General features: G+C 67.6%; 21 protein-coding genes. 11 read left to right on the forward strand and 10 right to left on the reverse strand.

The genetic code is table 11. From position 1 onward, the window contains the following. The 3 genes from AC1DBQ_RS03485 to AC1DBQ_RS03495 form a co-directional block, all read left to right on the forward strand. Nucleotides 1-307, forward strand: a 307-nt coding sequence (locus AC1DBQ_RS03485) for a sugar phosphate isomerase/epimerase family protein (RefSeq protein WP_476927181.1), incomplete at its 5' end; no start/stop codon positions are given. Between the two features lie 34 nt (nt 308-341). Then, nucleotides 342-1043, forward strand: a complete 702-nt coding sequence (locus AC1DBQ_RS03490; RefSeq protein WP_476927182.1) for a ThuA domain-containing protein — start codon at nt 342-344, stop codon at nt 1041-1043. Next, complete coding sequence (locus AC1DBQ_RS03495; RefSeq protein ID WP_476927183.1) at nt 1028-2158, forward strand: Gfo/Idh/MocA family protein; 1131 nt, start codon at nt 1028-1030, stop codon at nt 2156-2158. The genes AC1DBQ_RS03490 and AC1DBQ_RS03495 overlap by 16 nt, the downstream gene beginning before the upstream one ends. 128 nt (nt 2159-2286) lie before the next feature. Here the strand turns inward: AC1DBQ_RS03495 and AC1DBQ_RS03500 are convergent, their stop codons facing one another. The 6 genes from AC1DBQ_RS03500 to AC1DBQ_RS03525 form a co-directional block, all read right to left on the reverse strand. Next, nucleotides 2287-2928 (reverse strand): NADPH-dependent F420 reductase, encoded by a 642-nt coding sequence (locus tag AC1DBQ_RS03500; RefSeq protein WP_476927225.1) that lies wholly within the window; start codon nt 2926-2928, stop codon nt 2287-2289. Between the two features lie 47 nt (nt 2929-2975). Then, the gene (locus AC1DBQ_RS03505; RefSeq protein ID WP_476927184.1) at nt 2976-3119 is read right to left on the reverse strand and encodes a hypothetical protein; all 144 of its coding nucleotides are present in this window, start codon (nt 3117-3119) and stop codon (nt 2976-2978) included. Between the two features lie 153 nt (nt 3120-3272). Continuing rightward, nucleotides 3273-4628: an LssY C-terminal domain-containing protein gene (locus AC1DBQ_RS03510; RefSeq protein WP_476927185.1), complete on the reverse strand. Its 1356-nt coding sequence runs from the start codon at nt 4626-4628 to the stop codon at nt 3273-3275. A gap of 104 nt (nt 4629-4732) precedes the next feature. Continuing rightward, nucleotides 4733-6178, reverse strand: a complete 1446-nt coding sequence (locus tag AC1DBQ_RS03515) for a S8 family serine peptidase (RefSeq protein WP_476927186.1) — start codon at nt 6176-6178, stop codon at nt 4733-4735. A 131-nt stretch (nt 6179-6309) separates the two neighbouring features. Beyond that, the gene (locus AC1DBQ_RS03520; RefSeq protein ID WP_476927226.1) at nt 6310-7641 is read right to left on the reverse strand and encodes an ammonium transporter; all 1332 of its coding nucleotides are present in this window, start codon (nt 7639-7641) and stop codon (nt 6310-6312) included. 336 nt (nt 7642-7977) lie between these two features. Further along, entirely contained in the window at nt 7978-10161 is a 2184-nt protein-coding gene (locus AC1DBQ_RS03525; protein WP_476927187.1) for a transglycosylase domain-containing protein, read from the reverse strand. A 191-nt stretch (nt 10162-10352) separates the two neighbouring features. On the opposite strand from AC1DBQ_RS03525, the gene AC1DBQ_RS03530 reads away from it, so the two are divergent. Continuing rightward, complete coding sequence (locus tag AC1DBQ_RS03530) at nt 10353-11429, forward strand: LLM class flavin-dependent oxidoreductase (protein WP_476927188.1); 1077 nt, start codon at nt 10353-10355, stop codon at nt 11427-11429. A gap of 86 nt (nt 11430-11515) precedes the next feature. On the opposite strand, the gene AC1DBQ_RS03535 is transcribed toward AC1DBQ_RS03530, so the two are convergent. From AC1DBQ_RS03535 to AC1DBQ_RS03545, 3 genes are all read right to left on the reverse strand, one after another. Continuing rightward, a complete protein-coding gene (locus tag AC1DBQ_RS03535; protein WP_476927189.1) occupies nt 11516-12493 on the reverse strand; it encodes a CapA family protein in 978 nt (325 codons plus the stop codon). A 33-nt stretch (nt 12494-12526) separates the two neighbouring features. Beyond that, nucleotides 12527-12763, reverse strand: a complete 237-nt coding sequence (locus AC1DBQ_RS03540; protein WP_476927190.1) for a DUF2630 family protein — start codon at nt 12761-12763, stop codon at nt 12527-12529. A gap of 173 nt (nt 12764-12936) precedes the next feature. Continuing rightward, nucleotides 12937-14811, reverse strand: coding sequence for a Na+/H+ antiporter (locus tag AC1DBQ_RS03545; protein WP_476927191.1), 1875 nt, complete (start codon nt 14809-14811; stop codon nt 12937-12939). Nucleotides 14812-14987: 176 nt separating this feature from the next. On the opposite strand from AC1DBQ_RS03545, the gene AC1DBQ_RS03550 reads away from it, so the two are divergent. From AC1DBQ_RS03550 to AC1DBQ_RS03570, 5 genes are all read left to right on the forward strand, one after another. After that, on the forward strand, nt 14988-15554 hold the full coding sequence (locus AC1DBQ_RS03550) for a type 1 glutamine amidotransferase domain-containing protein (protein ID WP_476927192.1): 567 nt from the start codon (nt 14988-14990) through the stop codon (nt 15552-15554). A gap of 142 nt (nt 15555-15696) precedes the next feature. Next, nucleotides 15697-16164: a VOC family protein gene (locus AC1DBQ_RS03555; protein WP_476927193.1), complete on the forward strand. Its 468-nt coding sequence runs from the start codon at nt 15697-15699 to the stop codon at nt 16162-16164. A 163-nt stretch (nt 16165-16327) separates the two neighbouring features. Next, nucleotides 16328-16537 carry a hypothetical protein gene (locus AC1DBQ_RS03560; RefSeq protein WP_476927194.1) on the forward strand — a complete coding sequence of 70 codons (210 nt, stop codon included), beginning with the start codon at nt 16328-16330 and terminating at the stop codon, nt 16535-16537. A 106-nt stretch (nt 16538-16643) separates the two neighbouring features. After that, nucleotides 16644-18698: a glycogen debranching protein GlgX gene (gene glgX / locus AC1DBQ_RS03565; RefSeq protein WP_476927195.1), complete on the forward strand. Its 2055-nt coding sequence runs from the start codon at nt 16644-16646 to the stop codon at nt 18696-18698. After that, nucleotides 18695-19501, forward strand: coding sequence for an alpha/beta fold hydrolase (locus tag AC1DBQ_RS03570; protein ID WP_476927196.1), 807 nt, complete (start codon nt 18695-18697; stop codon nt 19499-19501). The genes glgX and AC1DBQ_RS03570 overlap by 4 nt, the downstream gene beginning before the upstream one ends. 45 nt (nt 19502-19546) lie before the next feature. On the opposite strand, the gene AC1DBQ_RS03575 is transcribed toward AC1DBQ_RS03570, so the two are convergent. Further along, nucleotides 19547-20281 carry a GAF and ANTAR domain-containing protein gene (locus AC1DBQ_RS03575; RefSeq protein WP_476927197.1) on the reverse strand — a complete coding sequence of 245 codons (735 nt, stop codon included), beginning with the start codon at nt 20279-20281 and terminating at the stop codon, nt 19547-19549. A 251-nt stretch (nt 20282-20532) separates the two neighbouring features. Here AC1DBQ_RS03575 and mgtA point away from each other — a divergent pair, with 251 nt between their 5' ends. Together mgtA and AC1DBQ_RS03585 are read left to right on the forward strand one after the other, a co-directional pair. Further along, complete coding sequence (mgtA, locus tag AC1DBQ_RS03580; protein WP_476927198.1) at nt 20533-23262, forward strand: magnesium-translocating P-type ATPase; 2730 nt, start codon at nt 20533-20535, stop codon at nt 23260-23262. A gap of 118 nt (nt 23263-23380) precedes the next feature. Further along, complete coding sequence (locus AC1DBQ_RS03585) at nt 23381-24751, forward strand: phosphoribosyltransferase family protein (protein ID WP_476927199.1); 1371 nt, start codon at nt 23381-23383, stop codon at nt 24749-24751. Nucleotides 24752-24753: the final 2 nt, after the last annotated feature.

The following is a 24753-nucleotide window of genomic DNA, read 5'->3' on the forward strand; positions in this document are numbered from 1 at the left end:
CCACGTTCACGTCAAGGAATCCGTCCGGCAGCTCAACGGCCGCAACGGCCGACTCGGTTCCCACCTTCCGTGGGCCGATCCGCGCCGCGGGTGGGACTTCGTCACGGCCGGTCATGGCGACGTCAACTGGGAACCGATATTCCGGACCCTCAACGCCATCGGCTATCAGGGGCCCACCAGCATCGAGTGGGAGGACGCCGGCATGGACCGCCTGGTCGGCGCACCGCAGGCCCTCGCACTGGTCAAGGACCTCGCCACCATCACGCCGCCCGCGGCCGCGTTCGATGCGGCCTTCGCCGCCCGCTGAGCCGGCCACGACACACCAACAACAGAGGAACCCCATGACAAACGACCACAAAACCGCCCTCGTGGTGCGCGGCGGCTGGGACGGGCACCAGCCCGTAGCCGCGACGGAGGAATTCATCCCGTACCTGAAAGCCAACGGCTACGAGGTMCGGGTGGAGGAATCGCCCAAGATCTATGCCGACGCCGACTACATGGCCGGCGTCGACCTCATCCTGCAGTGCGTGACCATGTCCACCATCGAAAAGGACGAGTTCGAGGGCCTGCGTTCCGCCGTCGAAAACGGCACGGGCCTGGCCGGCTGGCACGGCGGCATCGCGGATTCCTACCGTGACACCTCCGACTACCTGCACCTGATCGGCGGCCAGTTTGCCTGCCACCCGGGCAAGCACCCGGATGAGCGGACCGGCGGGCAGCCCGACAACTACGTCCCGTATACGGTCAACATGCTCCCGGCGGCCGCGGACCATCCGATCACGGCAGGCGTCGGCGACTTCGACCTCGTCACCGAACAGYACTGGGTCCTCGCCGACGACTACATCGACGTCCTGGCCACCACCACCCAAAAAGTCCGGGAATGGGACCCGTGGCACCGGGAGGTCACCTCGCCGGCCATCTGGACCCGGCAATGGGGACAGGGCAGGATCTTCGTCTGCACCCCGGGACACCGCGTCGAAATCCTCCAGGACAGCAACGTCCGCACCATCATCGAAAGGGGCCTGCTGTGGGCAAGCCGTTAGACACAGACCGGACAACAAACGTTGGAATCATCGGCTGCGGAGCCATCATCGCCCAGTATCTGGCGAACTTCCGCCGACTCGGGGACATCAATCTCGTCGCCGTCGCGGACCTGGACCCCGCGCGGGCGCAGGCCGTGGCCGACTCGTACGACGGCGTCCGGGCGCTCACCGTCGAGGCGCTCCTGGCGGACGACGACGTCGACCTCGTCCTGAACCTGACCATCCCCGCCGCCCACGCCGAGGTCGCCCTGCGCGCGATTGCCGCCGGCAAGTCCGTCTACGGTGAGAAGCCGCTCGCGGCAACKACGGCGGAGGCCYGGCARGTGCTGGACGCCGCGCGGACAGCCGGCGTCGTGGTCGGCTGCGCCCCTGACACCGTGCTCGGCACCGGGATCCAGACCGCCCGGAAGGCKATCGACGACGGGCTCATCGGCAAGCCCATCTCCGCGACCGCCACCATGGTCACCCCCGGCCACGAGCGCTGGCACCCGAACCCGGACTTCTACTACCAGCCCGGCGGMGGACCGCTCCTGGACATGGGAMCGTACTACGTCTCAGCCCTCGTGACATTGCTGGGGCCGGTGGTCTCGGTGATCGGCGCAGCCAGCCACACCCGCGACGAGCGGACCATCGGCTCGGGCCCGCGCGAGGGCCAGACGGTGCCGGTGGCGATCGACACCCACGTCACCGGCGTCCTGGTCCACGCCTCGGGGGCCCTATCCACGCTGGTGATGAGCTTCGACGCCGTGAAGACCAAGAGCCCCAACATCGAGGTCCACGGCGAGCGCGGTTCCCTGGTGGTCCCGGATCCCAACCACTTCGACGGCGACGTGCAGCTCTTCGCCCTCGGTGCAGACCACTGGGAGACCCTGCCCGTCTCCGCCGGCTATGCGGACWCGGGGCGGGGCTTCGGCATCGCAGACCTCATCCGCACCMCGGCCGGCCAGGAGCCCCGGGCGGGAGGTGCCCTGGCCTTCCACGCCCTGGAGGTGATGGAGTCCGTCCTGGAATCCGCGCACACGGGCGCACCGGTCCGGATCGGCAGCACGGTCGTGCGCCCCGCACCGGTCGAGCTCGCCACCCTCGCCTCATCCGCCCTGGCGGCTGCCCCGTAGAGCCCGCCCAGCTGCTCTCTCCCAGCCGTGCCCGGCCGAAGTCGCCGGAAAGCTGCCCGTTCGCCGGAAAGTTCCGGCGAACTCGCAGGTTTCCGGCGACTTCGTGCGCCGCGTCGGCGCCGGGGAGGTCAGATGGTGCGCGGCGCCTTGGCCAGGTTCTCGGTGAGCTCGGCCGCGTTCTGCCGGGCCACATAGGCCGGGCGATCCCGTTCCACGCGCCAGCTTTCGGCGAGCGGGCCGATGTTGACGGTGTCGAAGCCGAACTCGTCATAGAGCCTGGCCACGAGTTCGGCAGCGTCCGCGTAGTCGCTCGCCGTGGYCAGAGCCCGGCGGTCGGGCGTGCCGGCCGGGGTGCCGTCCGTGGTGATCTGGGAGAACAGGATGTGGTTGAAGGCCTTAGCGACCTTGGACTGCGGCAGATGCTCCTGCAGCAGGCCGGAGGTGGTGGCCTCGCCGGCATCCAGGGCGGGGAAGTGACCATCGCGTTCCCAGTAGTAGTTATTGGTGTCGAGGACGATCTTGCCCGCCAGCGGTTCCACGGGCACGTCMGGGATCGCCTTTAGCGGCACGGTGACGATCGCGAAGTCGCCGGCCGCCGCCGCCTCGGCCGGGGTTGCGGCCCGGGCTTTCGGTCCCAGTTCCGCCGCAAGGTCCGCGAGGGTTTCCGGCCCGCGCGAGTTGCTGATCACGACGTCGTAGCCGAGCTCAACTGCTTTGCGGGCGAGCTGGCTGCCAATGCGTCCTGCACCGATGATTCCGATAGTTGTMATGTCCGGCCCAACACCAATGCGGGCGAAGATATTTCGCCCGCTACCGGCTATGCGCCCGGTTCCTCGTCGATGTCCTGCCCTTCTGCCGCGTCCTGGGAATGGGCACGGTCGACAAAGGGTGCGGCTGTTGCGTCACCCTCGGCGGGGCTCTCGCTGTGGACGCGCTCCGTCGCTTGTGCATCCTTAGTCATGTCTGCTCCTCTGCTGCGAATCCTGGGGTGAACGGCCCGCTGCCGGCTACTTTTATCTAGCGCCCGGGCTTTCCGGGATGTCAAGATCCATCCCGGCCCGCGCGTTCGGCAGTCGGGTCCGTCCCGCAAGGGGCCGGTTCACCAGGTGTCCGTTCAGGTCGCTGTTCGGCTGCCGGCACGACTGKAATACCGTTTGGGTTCCTTGCGCGGGCGCAGGGCATAGTCCCGGGACCGCCTGCTGGACAGCGCCAGGAGCAGCAGGATATCCAGGGCCAGGCCGGGAAGATTGGACTGCAGGGTGATGTCGGGACCGCCGTGGAAAACGTCGAACGCCTRCAGGCTAATGGCCGCCGTGCTAAGGGCCATGGCCACGGTCCGGGCCCAGTTCCGTCCGAGGAACACGAACCAGGCGAGCAGGACCTCGACCAAGGCAAAGAGCAGGACCATCACCGACGCGATGGTGACGGCCACCTCGGCCTGGGCCTCCGTGACCCCCGGTCCGGCTCCGGGCTCCAGCAGTGAGCTCACGTGCGCATCCCGGAGGAGCACCAGGGAGAGGGCCAGCAGGACGGCTGCGGCTGCGCGTGCCCCGACCAAGACAGCACCGACAATCGTGGGCGCCGGGCGCTTGTTCCGGCTGTCGGTGGCGGATCCGGCGGATTCGGCCGGCGCCCCGGCCGTGTTCCTCAGATCAACGATGGGGAGATCGCCGTCGGTAATGATGGTGTCGCCTCCGCCGTTGCGGGCATGGTAACCGGTCGAAAAGTCACGGATCACGCGGACCTCGGCACCCGGGTCGGCCCCGGTGATGGCTGCGACGACGTGGTCGCGTTCGACGTCGGTGTGCTCGTCGATCTTGTGAGTGATCTGCAGGGTAAACAGGGACAGCCCGACGCTGCGGTCATACGTTCCGGCGGCCAGCCAGTCGACGGCCAGTCCGCCGGGGAGCAGCCAGCCGGGTGGGCACCGCCAGAAGCGGACGTGGTGGCGCTTGCCCGGGGTGCCGTCGACTTCCTGCTGATAGGCAAAATCCTGCTGGCGGCCGAACAGGAACAGGGGACTCACCGGGGCCTCGAGGTAACTGCGGCGCAGGAGCGTGGAGGTGACGATGCGACGGCTGCTGGCCAACGTCACGTCGTCGGCCAGGGTCCAGCCCGCGGACTCCATCACCTGATGCACCTGCGGTTCCGATCCCAGCAAAGCCACATTCACGGGGTCGCCCAGCAGCCCGTCGCTGGTGCGCGCCCGGCCGATGAAGTAATCGGGAACGTACAGGCGGGTCAGGATGCGGTGGAGCCGGGGGAGCACCAGATAGGCGAGCAGGCCCCAGAAGATGAAGAAGAACCAGACCTGCGCCCAGCCCCATTGGAAGCTCAGCTGCACCAGCAGGGAGGTCAGCCAGACGGCCGAGACGCCGCCCACCACGAAGAACAAGGTGTCCAGCCGCGAGTACGGCACCGTGCCCGCGGGGGCTGTGACCTCAACCGCTTCCTTGGTCATGGCCGCCATATTACGCGCACCGGCGTGCAGGCGTCCTCTGCGGGCGCCGGTTTCCGGGCTGAGGCCGGCCGCCCCGCGGCAGCCGGCCTCAGCCCAGTCTCACAGCCGGATTGTCAGAAGCTCACCGTCTCGGTCAGGTAGCCGAAGTACTTCCCGCTGATCGGGTGGACGGGATCGCCGCCGAAGCCGTAGTCGTGGTGGCGCTTCGTGTACGACGCCGTCAGGTGCAGATACTGCTCCATGACGTCCTTGCCTGAGCCGGTGCACTCCTTCTGGCTGATGCACAGGGCCACAGACCCTGCCACAGCCGGGCTCGCGAAGCTGGTGCCATGGTTCACGGCGTAACCCCCCGGCGCAGTGGAGAGAATGCACACTCCGGGGGCGGCGACGGTGTGGGCCTTGTCATCGCTCGCGGTGGCGAAGTTGGAGAAGAACGCCGGCTGGTCATCTTTTTGCCCGTACTTGGCAAAGTCCACTGCGCCGCAGTCAGGGGCGGYCAGGCCGCCGGCCTTTCCATCGAAATCACCCATGGCCGTGGCGGTCAGCACCTGGTCATAGGTGGCCGGCACGGTGTTGGCGAAGTCCTCCCCGGCGTTCCCGGCCGCGACAGCGTAGGTGACGCCGGCCCGGACCGAGCGGCAGATGGCGTAATGCATCGGGTCCGTGCCCTTCCCGCAGTTGGGCGTGTCGGCGCCGCCGCCGGCGATGCTGATGTTGGCCACGGCGATGTCATTGCTCGGGTCGTMGTCCTTGTGCGTCGAGGTCACCCAGTCAATCGCACAAATCAGGCTTTCCTCGGAGATCAGGCCCGCGTCGTCAACCACCCGGACGGACCACAGCGGCGTGCCCGGCGCGGTTCCCACGACGCCGAAGCGGTTGTTCCGGGCGCCGATCACACMTGCGACAAACGTCCCGTGCCCCAAAACGTCAACGGGGGTCACGTCCACGGGCGAGCCGGACTGGCAGTCAACGCCGCCCTTGACGTTCAGGTCCGGGTGGGTGGCATCGATACCGCTGTCGATCACGGCGACGTTGACATTGATCCGGTCCGGCCCTTTGTCGAGGGCCTTCCGGACATCGGAGTCCGTCCCGGCGATCCGCTGCCGCCAAAACGGGGTCTGCTGGGTGCCCGCCGACGCAGGATCGCTCGGCTTGTGGAACGTTCGGCCCATCGTGACGAAGTCGACGCTTGGATCAGCCTGGACCCGTTGCGCCTGGGACGCCGTCATAGTGGCCGAGTAGCCGTTCACGGCGCTGCGGTAGACCTTCGAGGCCGTAAATCCGTAGGCGCTTTGCTGGGCGCTCGCCGCGGCTCCGGCGTCCACGACGCCGTCCTTGAGCACCACAATGTAGTTTTGCCMGGTCTCGGCTGCGGACGAGGGGACCGCCGCCGCCAGGCCGCCGGCGGTGACCAGCGCAAAGGCGGCAATAGCGGCGATGACGCGCCGGAACCTGAGTGTGTCCGGTCTGGGAAGGGGGCCCCGCCGGTGTTTGCGCGGGACACGCGCCACCGATGTTAGCTTCGATTTTGATGCCTTGCGGCCGGCTTGGCTGAACATCGTGGCCTCCCATTAAGCGAGTTCGCTAATTCGAGTGCCCCCCGCCCAACATCTTAGGCCTCAGACCCTGCGAGACACAGGGACCTTTGGAAAAACTTGCGCCGCCGTCCGGCGCACTGGCAGCGGCCGCCTCAGACGAGGCTGTCTTCCTTTACGGGGGCCGGCCGATCTTCCGTCGTGCGGGCGGTGGCGTGGGCGGCTGTCGCGGCGTGCACGGCGTGGGCGGCACGGACATGGTGGCCGAACGGGTTGAACCGGCTGAAACCGAGTTCGGCAAAGGCGTAGGCGGTCTCGGCGTGCTCGGACCGGTCGACTCCGGCGAGTTCGTCCTCGTGGCTGACCCGGAATCCAAGCGTTTTGTGGATGGCGAGGCCGATTACCGCGGTCCCGAGTCCGGACACCGCCACCGTGATGAGGACCGCCACGGTCTGCGCGATCACCTGGTGCAGGCCGCCRCCGTAGAACAGGCCGCCGCCCGCGCCGTTTACCGGGAGGGCGATGAAGCCCAGCGCGAGGGTGCCGATGAGGCCGCCGCCGAGGTGCACGCCGACGACGTCGAGCGAGTCATCGAAGCCGAACTTGACCTTCAGGTCCACGAACACCGCGCAGGCTGCACCGGCGACAAAGCCCAGGCCGAGCGCGGCGAGCGGGCTGATGTTGGCGCACGACGGCGTGATGGCCACCAGGCCGGCGACGGCGCCGGAAGCGGAGCCCAGGGAGGTGGGGTGGCCGTGCCGGAACTTTTCCGTGACCAGCCAGCTGATCATGGCCGCGGCGGGGGCCGCCAGGGTGTTCACCCAGATCAGCCCGGCCTGTTGCACGGTGGTGGCTGCACCGGCGTTGAAGCMGAACCAGCCGAACCAGAGGATGCCAGCKCCCAGCATGATGAAGGGGATGTTGTGGGGGCGGTGGCCGGGGTCCTTGCCGAAGCCGTGCCGGTTGCCCAGGATCAGGACCAGCACCAGTGCCGCGGTTCCGGACGCGATTTCCACCACGGTGCCCCCGGCAAAGTCGATGACCTKGCCGAAGACGGCGCTGACGGCACCGCCGGCACTCATGAGGCCGCCGCCCCAGACCATGAAGGCCAGCGGGCAGTAGACGAGGGTGATCCAGATGGGGACGAAGAGCGCCCAGGAGGTGAACTTGGTGCGGTCCGCGATGGCGCCGCTGATGAGGGCCACGGTGATGATGGCGAAGGTGGCGCTGTATCCGGCCTTGATCAGGTCCAGCGAACCGATGATGTTGCTCAGGCCGAAGTTGGCGAACGGGTTGCCGAACACACCGAGGACGCCCTTGCCGGTACTCATCGAGTAACCCCAGAGGACCCAGACGACGCCGACGATCCCGATGGAGATGAAGCTCATCATCATCATGTTGAGCGAGGCCTTGGCCCGGGTCATGCCGCCGTAGAAGAGGCCCAATGCCGGGGTCATCAGCAGAACGAGCGCTGCCGACACAACCATCCAGACGCTTCCAGCAGTGAGTTCCACCGGCGGGTCCCTCCTCGTAAGTCTGTCGTACCGGGACACGTTGCCGCCGGCCCCCCGATCCGGATTTAATCCTCGCGGAGGCATGTTTCCGGCAATGGGGCGCAAAGTTGCGGGCAGGTTACAGGAATGGCGGTGGCGTGAAGATCGCGTGACCGCCATGTTTCAGGAATGTAAACGCAGCCTCTTGGCCCGGCCGCTGCTGTTTGTTCCGCCGGCGCCGGCGGGGCGGAATGGCGGGACTGTGGGGGACGTCCCGTGGCTAAGGGCCGTGAGATGCCGTCCGCGGCGGATTTTTGGGGGCGCCGGGCCTCAGCGGGAGGGCCTGGGAKAGGGGCTGGGCGGCTTGGCTTTGGAATCAGGCGGGGCGGGGAAAGCGGCAGCCGGGTAGAGTCCGGCCGCCTCCATCATGTAATTCGCCCACTGCGGACCGGCCAGCATGTAGCCGTCGATTGCCTTGTAGAACTTGCCGTTGATCGTGATGTTCCGGCCCGCCCGCTTCTGGCCTTCCAGCGTGTCGCCGAAGTAGGACGCGGTGGCGAGTCCGGTGGTGTAGCCGACAACCCAGGTTGAGCCGTTGGTGTTGGACGTGCCGGTCTTGKCCGCMACGGGGAACCGGCTCTGGACCTTGGGATTGATGTATACGCCGGAGCCGCGTTTCAGCACGTCCTGCAGCACGGCGTTGACACCCCGGGCGACCTCGGGCTTGATGGTGTTCCGGCAGTCGCTGGTCTGGGCCGGAAGCTTCTTTCCGGCGGCATCCCTCACCTCCAGGATGGCGATTGGCGCGCAGTACCTGCCGTCGTTGGCGAACGTGGCGAACCCGTTGACCAGGTTGAKCGGTGACACGCCGATGGCGCCGAGCAGGTTGCCCAGCTGGTGCATGTTGATCGGAGCGTTGTCCAGGCCGCTGTGAAGTCCCGCCGCGTTGACCATCTTCTGGATGCCGCAAAAGTCCAGCTGTGCCGCGGTGGCGAAGGTCGCAGTGTTAATGGAGTTGTACAGCCCGTAGTTGATCGGCATGGGGCGGTAGTAGCCGGGATCGTTATTCTGGAGGTCGTCATCCGCGCCGAGCCCGGCGATCCTCTGCGGCGTGCTGTAGCCGCCGAGAACCCTGCCGCAGCTGTCCCTCCACCGGAATCCCACCGGGTATGACCTCCGGGACGCATCCACGACCGCCGTGGGAGATTTGCCCTCATTKAGCCACTCGGCGAAGGTGAAGGGCTTCATTGTGGACCCCGGCTGGAAACCGCCGGCGCCGTTGAGGTCGTTGCCTTGGGCATCCTTGGAATCGACGTTGAAGTTCAACTGGGTGTCGAACTTCCCGTCCTCGGGAAGGAAGACCGTGTTTTGGGCCATGGCCAGGATCTTGCCGGTGCCGGGTTGGATGGAGACCAGGGAGGCGCCCCATTTGTCCGGATTGGCCCCGGCGGTCGCATTCACTTGCGTCTGCGCGGCCGCCTGCAGCCGGCTGTCCAGCGTGGTGGTGATGGTCAGGCCTCCMCGGTACAGCTTCGCCTGCCGGCTGGCGGCGTCCACACCGTAAGCCGGATTGTTGAGGATCAGATGCGAAATATAGTCGCAGAAGTATGGGGCCATGTCCGCCGCCGCACAGCCCTGCTTCCCGGGGGTGACAGACAGTCCCACGCCGGTGGCGGCGGCGGCGTCGTGCTCCGCGGGGGTGATCTTTCCCAGGCGCAGCATGCTATCGAGCACCTGGTTGCGCCGCCCGAGGGAGGCCTCCGGATGCGCAACGGGATCGTAGTAGCTGGGGCTGTTGACCAGCCCCGCGAGCAGCGCCGCCTGCGGCAGCGTCAGGTCCTTGGCCGAGGTGCTGTAAAAATGCCGCGCCGCCGCTTCAATGCCGTAGGCGTCCCGGTTGAAGAAAACGATGTTGAGATAGCCCTCCAGGATCTGGTCCTTGGTGTACCTCTTCTCCAGCTCCACCGCGAGCTTCATTTCCCGTAGCTTGTCGCCCAGGTCCTTTTGTGCGCTCAGGAACATCACATCGCCGTTGTCCTGGGACAACTTCGCCTCGTTGAGCACGTTGGAGACGTACTGCTGGGTCAGCGTGGACGCACCCTGCCGGCCGTCGTTGCTGGTCAGGTTGTGTGCCAGCGCCCGCATGATCCCGCGGAGGTCCACCCCGGAGTGCTCGTAAAAGCGGTTGTCCTCGATGGAGACGATGGCGTCCCTGACGAACGGGGACATTTGATCGAGTGGGACCTTCACCCGGTTCTCCGTGTAGAACGTGGCGATGGGGCGCCCGTCCGAGGTCAGCACCTTGGTGGAGAGCGACGGCGTTTCAACCGCGAAGTCGGAAGGGAGGCTGTTGAAGAACGAGATCGAGCCGCTGACGGAGGCTCCTGCTGCGGCAACGCCGGGAATCACCAGGCCGGCAGCCAGGACTCCGCAGAGTGCGCTCACCGCCAGGAAGCCGGCAAGCCAGCCCATGGTTGAGGCCAAACGGACGAGTAATCGGTTCTTCTGCGCCATTCTGGTCCAGCTATCAGGCTCAAGATTTTTGCCCAGAATACGCCGGATAAGGACCTTCAGCCAGAGCATAAGGGGRCCTTCCTGAACAGTCCGTCGGCGCCGGCGCCGGCGCGGTTGCCGGGAGGCGCCTGCAGGGCTGCAGGGCAGTCGGGGAGCCGGAATGAAATGAATTCATTGAATGTTCAATCAATATGGACTTTGGTATCTTCACTTTTGGCGAGCTTTCCCGCAACACCAGCACCGGCACAGCGCTGTCCCCGCAACAGCGGCTGAAGGAGATCATCGAGCTCGCCAAGCTGGCCGATCAGGCGGGCCTCGCCTTCCTGGGGCTCGGGGAGCACCACCGGCGCGACTTTGCCCTCTCGGCCCCGGAAATCGTGCTGGCCGCGATTGCCCGGGAAACCTCCAGTCTCCGGCTGGGCACGGCCGTCACCGTGCTCTCCACCCAAGACCCCGTGCGGCTCTTTKAACAGTTCGCCACCCTGGACCTGATCTCGGACGGCCGGGCCGAGATCATTGCAGGCCGCGGCGCGTTCGTGGAGTCCTATCCGCTCTTCGGCCACAAGCTGGAGGACTACGACGCCCTGTTCGACGAGAAGCTGCGCCTGCTGCTGGAACTGCGGGACAACGCCCGGGACAACTCCACAGTGCAGTGGTCCGGAACACTGACGCAGAGCATTCCGGGGATGGACATCGCTCCGCGCCCGGTGCAGCAGAAGCTGCCTGTCTGGGTAGGCGTCGGCGGCACCCCGGCGAGCTTTTCCCGCGCGGGCCGGCTGGGGCTGCCCTTGTTCATYGCCCTCCTGTCCGGGCCCTCCCGCTTCAGACACCTTGTTGAGCTCTATCGCGAGAGTGCCGCCGCGGCGGGGCACGATGCCAGCGCACTGCCGGTGGGGGCCGGCGGCCACTTCTATACGGCACCGACGTCACAGCAGGCGCGCGACACGTTCTACCCCTACTACCGGGCCTACTTCGAACAAAATATGCCACGCCCCGTGGACCACTTCCCCCGCTCCACTTTCGATGCGTGGACCGATCCGGGCGGCGGTCTGCTGGTCGGGAGTCCGCAGCAGGTCACCGAGAAGCTCCTGGAGATCCACCAGACTCTGGGGAACACCCGGTACTTGGCCCAGATCGGGCTGGGCGGCCTGCCGTTTGCCGAGACGGCCCGGTCCATTGAGCTGCTCGCGACGGAGATCATGCCCGCCGTCAACCGGGAGGTCTCCGCCGGCCTGGCGGCCGGCCGACCCGGCGAAACGCTGGCCTGACGGCCGGCAGACGACGGCCGGTCACCGCCGTCGACTGTTGCCGCCGTCGACTGTTGCCGTCGTCCGCCGGCCGGGCAGGCGCTGTGTCAGTCCTGGTCCAGCGGGATTTCAATGCAGCGGGCGGACGCGTTCCAGATGGTTCGAGTGCCCAGATGCAGGCTCAACCGCTGCATCCGGGCGGCAATATCGGCCGCCGACCCCCGGGCCAAACGGGCCTGGAACCCGGCGATGACGGTGGGGTGCAGCCGCAGCGTGCGGGGTTGGTTGTCCCCGTTGCCGAGTACGAAGAGKAACGACTGGTCATTGCGCTCGACGGGGTCCACGGCGTAATCGTCAACGAAATCCCCGGCGCTGTAGATGATCGGACGGTTCCGGTGGATCCCCACGCCCCGGAAGACATGCGGGGAGTGGCCGAACACGACGTCGGCGCCGGCATCTATGAGGCCGCGCGCGAGGTCCTGGTGCCGGGCCGGGGCGTCCKAGCCCCAATTGCCTCCCCAATGGGCCGACACAATGAGGAGCTGGACGCGTGCCTTGGTCCGCCGGACCAGGTCCAGGAGCGCGGCTCCGCGCTCGCCGCCGTCGTCCACGGGAACGTAGTAGATCCCGGGGGCCGCGGCGCCGGCCTCCCAGTCGGGCTGGTTGTCCGTGAAGGCGATGAAGCCGACGGCGGTGCCGCCCACCCGCCGCACGGCCGGGCGCCGGGCCGTGTCCAGGTCCGGGCCAGCCCCGGCGTGCAGGATCCCGGCGCCGTCGAGTGCCGGGAGCATTTCCCGGAACGCGTCCGCGCCGAAATCCAGGACGTGGTTGTTGGCGAGGGAGACGACGTCGATCCCGGCGGCGAGCAGGCTGTCCACGTTTTTCAGGTCCGAGCGGAAGTGGAAGATCTTCCCCGGTTCCGGCTCGCCGCCGGACGCCAGGACACATTCGAGGTTGGCGACGCGGACGTCGGCCTCCCGGAGGAGCTCCAGCGTGTCGCCCCAGGGATAGGCAGGATTGGCCGTGGCCAGGTGGCGGTTCACCAGCCGGCCCAGCATGACGTCTCCCAGCAGCGCGATCTGCATGGCTATCCGGCCCGTCAGCTCATGCCCCGAGGGTTAGCTTTGGTAGCCCTCGACCTCGCTGGCCGGCCGCACCTCCGCCTCGTCCGGGTTCTCGCCGTAGTCCTTTTTTGCCCGCCGCTGGCGCAGCAGGTCCCAGCACTGGTCAAGCTGTTCTTCCAGCTGCTGCAGCCGGAGGACATCCGGAGCCCCGGGCGGGGCTGCGTCTTCGCRGAGGCTGTGCTCTTCCTCCACCAGTGCCTTGATCCGTTCCAGGATGTCTTGGTTGTCCACAGTGTCCTCTTCTCGTCCGACGGCGGCAGGGCCCGGGACCCCGTGGTCCCTGGCCAGATCCCTTTCCAGCCTACGGAGGCGGAGCGGCCGTGAACAGAGGCCCCTCCAGAGCCAGCGCCACGAGGKCACCAGGGCCGGCACCACGCACCTGCGTCGCGCGCCAAGCCGGTGGACTAGCCGAGGAGTTCGTCCGGGTAGCACCAGCGCCAGTCCTCGTCCGGCTCAATGCTGCGCATCACGGGGTGGCCCGTGGCCTGGAAGTGCTTGTACGCATGGGTTCCCGGGSAGGAATCGCAGCAGGCCACGTTGCCGCACTGCACGCACATCCGCAGGTGCACMGGCGTGGTGCCGTCCCGCTCGCACGCGGCGCAGGCGGGATCCGGCGGCACAACCGGGTCCGGGGCGGATTCCAGGTGGGAACAGACCCCGCCGGGCCGGGCAATCCCTTCGCCGCCGCCTCCTCCGGTGCTGTCCGGTTCCTCCAGGGAGGCGTCCAGCATGGACTCCTCGACATCCAGGCGGTCAAGGACGTCGGCCAGGACCTCGTGGGCGTAGGCGCCGCCGCGCCGCAGTTCCAGGACCTTGGCGCGCTCGGCATCCAGCATCGCCAGCCGCAGCTGGGCGTAGCGCTGGCTGGGGGTGGCGGCTTCCGCGGAGGGACGGCCCAGCCGCTCCCACGCGGCCAGCCCGCGCTCCTGCGTGCGCCGTTTCAGCATCGCCACGACTTCCGGGGGATCGGAGTCCGAACGCAGTTCCTGCAGCCGCTGCACGCCCGCCGCCGTGGCCAGCTGCATGAGCGAGGCCTGGTTGAGCGCGTCTTCGCGCGGATCCGGTCCCTTCACGCGCAGGACCCGGACCAGGGCCGGGAGGGTGAAGCCCTGCAGGGTGAGGGTGCCGCCCACCACCACGAGGGCCATCAGGATCAGGACGGAACGGTGCTCCAGTTCTGCCGGCAGAACCAGGACGGCGGCAAGCGTCACCACGCCGCGCATACCGGCCCAGGAGACGATCGCGGCAAATTGCCAGGGCGGCGCGGGATCATTGCGCCGGACGGCAGGAATGAGCCGGGGCAGGTACGTTGCGGGAAAAACCCAGACCGGGCGCAGGCCCAGTACGGCCAACAGCACCACGGCGCAGCCGAGCCAGATCCGGTTCGGCCCCAGCGAGTCGTCCTGGACGCCTTCGATAATGGTCCGGACCTGCAGYCCGATCAGGAGGAAGACGGAATTCTCCAGCAGGAACTGGACCGTGTGCCAGTTGCTGCGCTGGCTCAGMCGGGCCGCCCCGTTCGGCATGGACGGGGCCTTGGTCCCCATGATCAGCCCCGTGACGACGACGGCCAGGACGCCGGAGGCGTGGATCGCTTCGGCCGGAAGATAGGCCACAAGCGGCGCGACCAGGGATGTGGAGGTGTTGATGGCGACGTTGCGGATCCGTTTGCGGAGCGCGGTGAGCACGAAGGCCGCGGCAATCCCCACCGCCAGGCCCCCGCCGGCTGCAAGGAGGAAGCCCCCGGCGATGGCCGCGGCCGAGACCGTTCCGGCGATGGCGGCGATGGCGGCGCGCAGGCAGACCAGCGCCGTGGCGTCGTTAACCAGGGATTCGCCCTCCAGGATGGTCACAATMCTGCGGGGCATGCCCACCTTGCGTGCAATGGCCGTCGCTGCCACGGCGTCCGGCGGTGCGACGACGGCGCCCAGGGCCATCGCCGCCGCCAGCGGGATCTCGGGAAACAGCCAGAAGACCACAAACCCGATGCAGACGGTGCCGAAGATGACGTAGCCCACCGAGAGCAGGCCGATGGCGCGGCGGTTGGACCCGAAATCGAACAGCGATGTCTGCAGGGCCGCCGCATAGAGCAGCGGCGGCAGCAGCCCGACCAGCACGAGCTCCGGATTCAGCTCGATCGTCGGGACGAACGGGAGGAAGGAGCACACGACGCCGGCCAGCACCAGCAGCAGCGGRACGGAGACGTTGATCTTGCGTCCCAGCGCGCTGCCGGCGCAGACAATGGCGACCAGGGCCAGCAGCCCGTAAGCGACTTCCATTGGCCCATTCTGTCAGCTTGCCGCCGCCCGCCGGAGGGTTCGCCMGCATCGCATGATCAGCTTGCTTATTACTTTGCCGGTTCCTAGAGTTGAAACCGCAAGCCCAATGATTCCTGCGCGGGCGCCGGTCGCGGCCCAAGGCCGCCCGGATCCGCGCCCCGGTATKAGGAGGACACATGTCAGAGCACAACATTGCGGGCAAGAAGGTCGCGTTCCTGCTGACGGACGGGGTGGAGCAGGTGGAGCTGACCAGCCCGTGGAATGCCGTGAAGGAAGCCGGCGGAGTGCCCACCCTGGTCTCGCCCAAGACCGGAAAGCTGCAGGGCTATGACGGCACCGAGAAAGGCCAGACGTTTGCCGTGGACCTCGCCGTCGGCCAGGCCGATGCCGCCGACTTCCACGCCCTCGTGATCCCCGGCGGCGTGGTCAACGCGGATCACCTCCGCGTCGACAAGGACGCCCAGGCGTTCACCCGKGCGTTCTTCGAACAGCACAAGCCGGTGGCCTCCATCTGCCACGGACCGTGGCTGCTGATCGATGCCGGTGTGGTCAGCGGCAGGAACGTGACCTCGTACCACACGCTCCAGACGGACCTGAAGAACGCCGGCGCGAACTGGAGCGACCAGGAAGTCGTGGTGGACCAGGGCCTCGTGACGAGCCGCAACCCGCACGACCTCCCGGCCTTCAACGCCAAACTCCTGGAAGAAATCGCCGAGGGCGAGCACGCCGGCCAGACGGCCTAGTGGACAACGGCTAGAACTGGGCGATATTCCGGCCCGCCACAGCGGCCGACGGCGGTGAGCACCGCCGTCGGCCGCTGTTCTTTTGTTGTCTGCCGGGAGCCTACCCGCCCCGCCGGTTTTGGGGCAGGATATGCCGTGTAATGTGCACCGCCGCTTCGGCCGCCCCGGCCTGCGCCCCAGCAGCAAGGAGTCCCGCATKACCACGCTCAATCCCTACCTCGGCTTCCGCGACAACGCCAAGGACGCTATGACGTTCTACCAGTCGGTGTTCGGCGGTGAGCTGACCATGAGTACCTTCGCCGAGTACCACGCCAGCGAGGACCCGGCGGAGCAGGACAAAATCATGCACGGCCAGCTCCGGACTGACGGCGGCCTGGTGCTCATGGGGGCAGACACCCCCAACAGCATGGACTACACCCCGGGCAACAACTTCTCCGTGTCGCTGAGCGGATCCGACGAAGCCGAACTCCGCGGCTACTTCGAGAAGCTGGCCGACGGCGGCACCATCGCCATGCCGCTGGAGAGGGCGCCCTGGGGCGATATCTTCGGCATGTGCAAGGACAAATTCGGGGTGGACTGGCTGGTGAACGTCGGTCCCGAGGTCGCCTGAGCCGGACCGGCGCCCCGCGCTGGGGCTCAGGGAACGCGCAGCCCCAAGGCGGCGCCGGTTCACGGCGCAAGGCCCCTCGGCCCGGCCGTCAGTTAGAGCTATCCTGAAGTCGGCCAGGACAGTGCAGATTCGAGTCCATCCTCCTGGCCGAGAGAGGCACGCCATGACCGAGAAGCTGCACCTCAGCCCGGACGATGAATTCCCCGAGGACCTMAGCAAAGTCGCGGACAAGGATCTCCAGGTCCTCGACAGCCAGGTCCAGCGCCAGCTCGACTACGAGTACGTGGCGGAGGGAGAGCCGAACCCGGAGACGGAATTCCGGCATTATGACCTTGATGAGGAGTTCGAAGAGCGGGATAAGCGGGAGACCTGAACAGCCGGAACCGGCCGCGGCGGGTCCGGCATTTGGCATGGCGTCCGAATTGTAGTCAGCATGCTTACTACAATGGGGTGACCATTCTGCAKAGAAACGAGCACCCATGACCCCGGCAGCCGCCCCGCGTTCCCTCCCGTACCCCCTTGGGGTCACCCTGCGCCACGACGGCGCCAACGTCGCCATCCATTCCCGGACTGCGGACTCCGTGGAATTCTGTACCTTCGACGCCGACGGCCAGGAGGCCCGGACAACTCTTCCGGAGCGGACGGGGCACGTCTTCCACGGCGTCGTCCCMGGCGTCACCGTGGGCACCCGCTACGGCCTGCGGGTCGACGGCGCGTGGAACCCCGACGCCGGACTGCGCCACAACGCCAACAAACTGCTGCTGGATCCGCACGCCACCGCAATCGAAGGCGGCTATKACTGGGGCCAGGCGGTTTTCGCCCATGATCTGGACAATCCGGCCGAGTTCGACTCCACCGACTCCGCCCCGGCTGTTCCGCGCTGCGTGGTGACAGACCCGTCCTTCGACTGGGACGAGGGAACCCCCGATGTCGCCCCGCGGGTTCCGCTGGCCGACACCGTGGTCTATGAAGTCCATGTCAAGGGCTTCACCCGGCAGCACCCCGAGGTCCCGGAAGAGATMCGMGGCACTTATGCCGGCCTGGCGCACCCGGCCGCCATCAAGCACCTCACCGATCTCGGCATCACCGCCGTCGAACTGCTGCCGGTGCACCAATTTGTCCAGGACAGCCATCTGGAAGAAAAGGGCCTGCGGAACTACTGGGGCTACAACAGCATCGGCTTCTTCGCCCCGCACGGGGACTACAGCGCCGCGGGCGACGGCGGAGGGCAGGTCGCCGAGTTCAAGGCGATGGTCAAGGCCCTCCACGCGGCCGGCCTCGAGGTGATTCTGGACGTGGTCTACAACCACACCGCCGAGGGCAACCACATGGGCCCGATGCTGTCCTTCAAGGGCATCGATAACGAGGCCTACTACCGGCTGGTGGAGGGCGAGGAATCCGCCTACTTCGACACGACGGGCACCGGCAACAGCCTCAACGTGGGGCACCCGGCGGCGCTGGGCCTCATCATGGATTCGCTGCGCTATTGGGTGACGGAGATGCACGTGGACGGGTTCCGCTTCGACCTCGCCACCACACTGACCCGCCAGGACGGCAGTGCCGAACTCCACAGCGCCTTCCTCACCCTGATCCAGCAGGATCCGGTGCTCGCCCCGGTGAAAATGATCGCCGAACCGTGGGACACCGCCGGCTACCAGGTGGGCGGGTTCCCTGCCGACTGGTCTGAATGGAACGGCAAGTTCCGCGATGACGCCCGTGAATTCTGGCACGGCGGCGACAACGTCCTGGGCGACTTCGCCCAGCGCTTCCTCGGGAGCCCCGACGTCTACGAGGGCAGCCGCCGGGCCCCGGTGTCCAGCGTCAACTTCATCACCGCCCACGACGGATTCACCCTGGCGGACCTGACGGCCTACGACGAGAAACACAACGAAGCCAACGGAGAAGACAACAACGACGGCGAGAGCGATAACCGTTCGGCCAACCACGGCGTCGAAGGACCCACCGACGACGCCGGGGTCAACGAACTGCGTGACCGGCAACGCCGGAACTTCCTCGCGACGCTGCTCCTGTCCACCGGCGTGCCCATGATTCTCGGCGGCGACGAGATGGGCCGGAGCCAAGGCGGCAACAACAACGCCTACTGCCAGGACGACGAGATCTCCTGGTTCGACTGGAACAAGGTCGACGACGGGCTGCTGCGGTTCACCACGGAGCTCATTGCCCTCCGCCGCGAGAACCCGGCGCTCCGTCCGGCCTGGTTCCGGCACGCACCGGAGGCAGGCAGCGCCGACACCGTCCGGGTCCTCCGCKCCGACGCCGAGGGATTCACTGCTGAGGATTGGACAGCGGATCACCGCGCCATCGCCTTTGTGCTCGAGCACGATGGCGCCGATTCCTTCGCCGTGCTGCTCAACGCTGCCGAAAACGGCGTCGAATTCACCGTCCCGGCCGCTCCCGCACAGGAATGGGAACTCGTGCTGTCCACCGATCCGGAGCAGCAGGTCGAATCGCCCGTGAGCACGCTGATCGTCCGCGACCGGTCCGTCACCGTCCTGCGGTCACGCACGGCATGACCGACCCGGTCCGCGTGGAAGTCCACGCGGCGGGCCATACCGGCCACGTTTTCGCGACGCGGGAAGCCGCGTCGCGGAGACGGGGCGGCGCGGACGCGCCCGCCGTCGTGCTCCTCCACGGGATCGGCGCCTCACACCGCTACCTGCGCCGCCTGCATCGGCTTCTTGCCGGCTCTACKGACACCTATTCCATTKACCTGCCGGGGTTCGGCGCCACGCCCAGACCGGAACATACGCTCTCCATCGCCGAGCACGCCCGCTACGTCCTGGACGCCATGGAACAGCTGGGCGTGACCGGGTTTGTGCTGGTTGGGCACTCGATGGGAACACAGTTCGCCACCGAAGCAGCGCTCCAGGAGCCCGGGCGGGTCTCGCACCTGGTGCTGATGGGGCCGGTCGTGGACCCCGAGCGCCGCACCGTAGCGCAGCAGGCCCTGGCGCTGGGCCGGGACTGCCTGTTCTACGAAAGCCCCTCCTCCAACGCCCTCGTCTTCACCGACTACCTGCGGTGCGGGCCCTCCTGGTACGTCAAAACACTGCGGGTCATGATGGAGTACCCCATGGCTCAGAAAATCACCGGCATCACCGCGCCGGTCCTCGTGGTGCGCGGAGCCAACGACCCCGTGGCGGACGCGGACTGGAGCCGCCGGCTGGCCRGAGTTGCACGCTTCGGGCAACTGCTGGAAGTCCAGGGAACGGGGCACGTGGTGCAGCACAACCGGGCCGTCGAGGTGCGCGACGCGATTCTGGCTTTCACGGGCATGCGCGCGCCKGCAGGTGAAACACTGCCGGGTCCGGCGTGAACGGCCCGGGAAATCCGCGCCGGCGGTKAGGCCTCGAAGCCGGGGTTAGACCTCGAAGTGCGTCCGGGTGGGTCCCTGGCCCAGTGACTCGACGACGCCGGCCGCGAGGGCGTGAAGCTTGATGTTCCGGGCGCTGGATGCCGACTTCAGGAGCTCGAACGCTTCGTCCTGGCTACAGCGGTTCTGCGCCATGATGATGCCGACCGCGACGTCGATCCCGGTCCGMGTCTCCAGGGTGGCCTTGAGGTTGGCCGCGGTATCGCTGCTGTGAGCGAACCGCACCGCGAGACGCAGGGCCATGGACGTCTGGTGGACGAAGTCGCGGGCCAGTTCCGTGGCGCGGTGATCGAACCGGCCCGGCCGGTGCGAATACAKATTCAAAGCGGCGCGGGTCTCGCCTTCCAGCAGGAACGGCAGCGCCAGGATGGACCGGAAGCCGTGCCCGCGGACCGTCGCGGCGTAATGGGGCCAGCGGTCGTCCCGTTCAAGGTCGGCAATGTGAACGGTTGCCTGCTCCCGGGACGCCGTCATGCAGGGGCCGTCGCCGTAGGCGTACTGGATTTCGTCCATGGCCTGTGCGGCGGGGCTGCTGCTGGCGACGGTTGCCGCCTTCTTGTGCCGCAGGAGCGTGATGCCGCACAGGATCTCGTCCCCGGCCTCTGAGAGGCTGCGCGCCGACACACGGGCGAGCTCGCTGAGGAACTCCTCCACGTCCGAACTGCTGAGCACCAGTTCATGCAGGTGCTGGTTTATTGAATTTGCGGTTGACTCGCTGACCACTTCTCTGTTGTGCCGTTTCCCTCAGGTCAAGACGACCCGGCGGTGCTTCCCACCGTGGCAAGTGGCGGATACGGCAKCGGCCGGCCGGATCGAAGAACAATCCAACGGCTTGCTGCAAAACCGTACCGGGAGATTATATACATCCGGATACGCGGGGCTCCAGACGGCGCCGGCGGGGCCACAGACTGCTGAACCGTTTCGCTTGGGCACGTAGGCTTTGCCTTAAGTGAATTGTCGTGAACGGATGCCGCATGCCAGAGCTCGACGTCAAGGAGTCGCACTCCMTTCCGCTGGCGATTTCCCGTGCCGCGGGCCAGCCCGTGGCTGCGGTGCTGGGAGAGCTGGGCTCGGGTGCGACCGGACTGACCGGCGCGGAGGCGGACAGGCGCCTCGCGGAGCTGGGGCCCAACGCGGTGCGGACCCACATGGCCAGCGGGTGGTCGGTGCTGGGTCGGCAGCTGGCCAGCCCTATCCTGATCCTGCTGCTCATCACCGCGGGGCTTTCGCTGTTCCTCGGGGACGCCACGAACGCGATCGTGATCGGCGTGATCCTGCTGGTCAGCGTCGGGCTCGGATTTAGTAACGAATTCCGGGMCGAACGCGCTGCGGAGGCCTTGCATTCGCGCGTCACGCACCGCGCCGTCGTCGTCCGCGACGGGACCGCCCGCGAGGTCGAGGTCACTGCCCTGGTGCCCGGCGACGTCGTCCATCTGGGGATCGGCGCGATCATTCCGGCTGACATGCGGGTGCTGACCGCGAAAGACCTGCTGTGCGATGAAAGCATCCTGACCGGCGAATCGCTGCCGGTCGGCAAGGACCCCGCCCCCGTTGCCGGCGCAGTGGCGCTGGGTGACCTGACGTCGTGCCTGTTCATGGGGACCGTGATCCAGTCMGGCTCCTGCACCGGGGTGGTGGTCGCCACCGGCGGGCGGGCAGAGTTCGGCCGGATCGCACTGGGACTGGGCGAACGGCAGCMCSAGACGGAGTTCCAGCTGGGCCTCAAACGCTTCTCCTTCCTGCTGCTGCAGGTGGCCATCGGGCTGACCTCGCTGATCTTTGTCGCGAACCTGCTCCTGCACCGCCCGGTGATCGAATCGCTGCTGTTCTCGCTGGCGATCGCGGTCGGCATTACCCCGCAGCTGCTGCCGGCCGTGGTCAGCACCAGCTTGGCCACAGGTACCCGGCAACTGGCCCGGCGGAAGGTGCTGGTGAAGCGGCTGGTCTGCATCGAGGACCTCGGCGACATGGACATCCTGGTTACGGATAAGACCGGGACCCTGACAGAGGGCCGGATCAGCTTCACGGCCGCGCTGCCCGCCCGCCCGGGCATCGCCTCCGCTGACCTGCTGACGCTGGGGCTGCTGGCGACCGAGGCAGACTACGCAGAATCCCAGGCCTCCCCGGTGGGCCTGAACTCGCTGGACGCCGCCCTCTGGGCATCACCGGAGGCAGCGGCGTTCCAGGCCGCCCGCTACAAACGCCTGGACGTGATTGACTTCGACCACCTGAGGCGCCGGACCAGCGTGCTGGTCAGCGACGACGGCGGCCCCGCCCGCCTCATCACGAAGGGCTCGCCGGAGGATGTCCTCGCGTTGTGCGTGGACACCCCGGCGGACGTTCAGGCGTTGCTGAACGAGCAGTTCGACGCCGGATCCCGGGTGGTGGCCGTCGCGAGCCGCCCCGCGGACGGGCTGGAGGACCTGACCCCGGCCGACGAGAAGGACCTTGTCCTGGCCGGGTTCCTCATCTTCCTGGACCGGCCCAAAGCCAACGCCCGGGCTTCCCTCGACCAGCTCGAGGCGCTGGGMATCTCCGTCAAGATCGCCACCGGTGACAACGCCAGGGTCGCCGAAAAGGTCTGCGATGAACTCGGCGTCCTCTCGGGCGGAACGCTCAGCGGCGCCGCGGTGGAGGCCATGACCGACGACGAGCTGGCCGCCGCCGCGCGCGAGGCGAGTATCTTCGCCCGCGTTTCGCCCGAGCAGAAGGCCCGGATCATCCGGCTGCTGCGCAAGAGCGGCGGCGCCGTGGGGTTCATGGGCGACGGCGTCAACGACGCCCTGGCGCTGCACGCCGCGGACATCGGCATTTCCGTCGACAGCGCCACCGACGTGGCCAAGGACGCCGCCGACGTCGTGCTGCTCGACAAAGACTTGGGGGTCCTGGCCGAAGGCGTCATGGAAGGCCGGCKGATCTTCGCCAACACCATCAAGTACGTCCTGATGGGCACCTCCAGCAACTTCGGCAACATGTTCAGCGCGGCCACGGCCTCGGTGCTTCTGAGCTTCCTGCCCATGCTGCCGGGCCAGATCCTGCTGAACAACCTGCTCTACGACGCCGGCCAGCTGGCCATCCCGGGCGACCGGGTGGACAAGGAACAGCTGCTGGCCCCGTCGCACTGGGACATCGGCTTCATCCGGCGCTTCATGTTCTTGTTCGGCCCCATCAGTTCCATCTTCGACTTCGCGACGTTCGCGCTGATGCTCTTCGTMTTCGACGCRGTTCCCGGCGAATTCCGCGCCGGATGGTTCATCGAATCCATCGTCACGCAGACGCTGATMATCTTCGTCATCCGGACMCGGCGCGTGCCTTTCTTCCGGAGCCGGCCGTCGGTGGGCCTGGTGAGCGCGTCCCTGGGCGTGGTGGCCGTCGGGGTGTACCTGCCGTTCTCGCCGTTGGCCGGGGTGCTGGGCTTCGATCCGCTGCCGACGCCGTTCTTCATCGCGTTGCTCGGGATGGGCGCGGTGTACCTGGTGCTGGTTGAACTGGCCAAAGTCTGGTTCTACGCCCGGGCCGCGCAGCAGCCTCTCCCGCCCCGGCCGGTCCGGCTTCGCGGCCGGACCCACCGCATCGCCCGCCGGGCCGCACGCTTCAGCATCCCGGAGGCCAGGCCGCTKCTCGTCAACCGTGGCCCGGGCTGGCGCCGCCGGCGCAAAATCGGGCACAAAGGCCCTCACCGGGTGACAGCGTCGGGCGGATAGTTGGAGGGAGCGGCCACCTGGCCCATTTCCGGCTCGCCGGGCCCGCAGGGACACCAGTTTCAGCGGTCCAGGACTGATGGGGCCGATGGCCGACATATCGACTGGAAAGCCATAACCCATGAGCATTTTTCAAGACAGGGTCGACGCCGGGAGGCAGCTCGGCCGGCGTCTGGCGGAACTGCGTGGCCAGGACATTGTGGTCCTGGGACTACCGCGCGGCGGCGTCCCCGTCGCCTTCGAGGTTGCCGCCGCACTGGACGCCCCCCTGGACGTGATCGTGGTGCGAAAGCTCGGACTGCCGTACCAGYCGGAGCTCGCCATGGGCGCGATCGGTGAAGGCGGAGCCAAGGTCCTGGACGAGCAGGTCCTGGCCCATGCGCKGGTCAGCGCCCACGAACTCCAGGCAGTTGAAGACCGCGAGCGCGCCGTGCTGGAAAACCGGGTGGTCCTGTTCCGGAAGGGCCGGACCCGGCAGGACCTGACCGGACGCATCGCGGTGATCGTCGACKACGGGATCGCCACCGGCTCCACGGCCCGTGTGGCCTGCCGGATCGCCCGCAAACAGGGGGCGGCACGGGTGATCCTTGCCGTTCCGGTTGCCCCGGCGGATACCCTCGCCAGCCTCACCGAGCCGGATGAAGTGGTCTGCCTGGCAACGCCGCGCCAGTTCACGGCGGTCGGCTACCACTACCGGGACTTCTCTCCCACCGACGACGACGAGGTGGTGCGCCTGCTCGATCTTGCGGCTAAGCGCCAGGAATCCGCGCCGCCGCCGTCCCGTGCGCCGTACTTCACCCACGCGGACGGCACCGCCGACGTCGAAGAGGAAGTGGAGATCCCGTCCCGCGGGGTGCGGCTTCAGGCCCAGCTCCACCTTCCGGTGCCGGCCCGGGCCGTSGTGCTGTTCGCCCATGGCAGCGGCAGCAGCCGCCACAGCCCCCGGAACCRTTACGTGGCCGGGGTCCTGCAGCAGGCCGGGCTCGGCACACTGCTGCTGGACCTGCTGACGCCTGCGGAAGAGCGCAACCGCGCCAACGTCTTTGACATCGAACTCCTGGCCCGCAGGCTCTCCTCGGCAACCGACTGGCTTGCCACCCGGGCGGATACGGCGTCCTGCGCCGTGGGTTACTTCGGTGCCAGCACGGGCGCCGGGGCCGCCCTGTGGGCGGCGTCGGAGCCCTCGGCACGGATCGCGGCTGTTGTGTCGCGCGGCGGCCGGCCCGACCTCGCCGGCCCGCGGCTCTCCGCCGTGACCGCGCCGACGCTCCTGATCGTGGGGAGCCTGGACCATGAGGTCCTGGAGCTCAACCGCAAGGCCAAGGCCATGATGCGGTGCCCCAACCAGCTCGCCGTCGTGCAGGGGGCGACGCACTTGTTTGAAGAACCGGGCACGCTGGCCGCGGCGGCCATCCTGGCCCGGGACTGGTTTGTCGACTACCTGCTGCCCCCGGACGGTACCGGACCGCGTGCCGGCGCCGCGGGCGTTTGATG

This window comes from Arthrobacter sp. 10T413_2 (assembly GCF_056394205.1).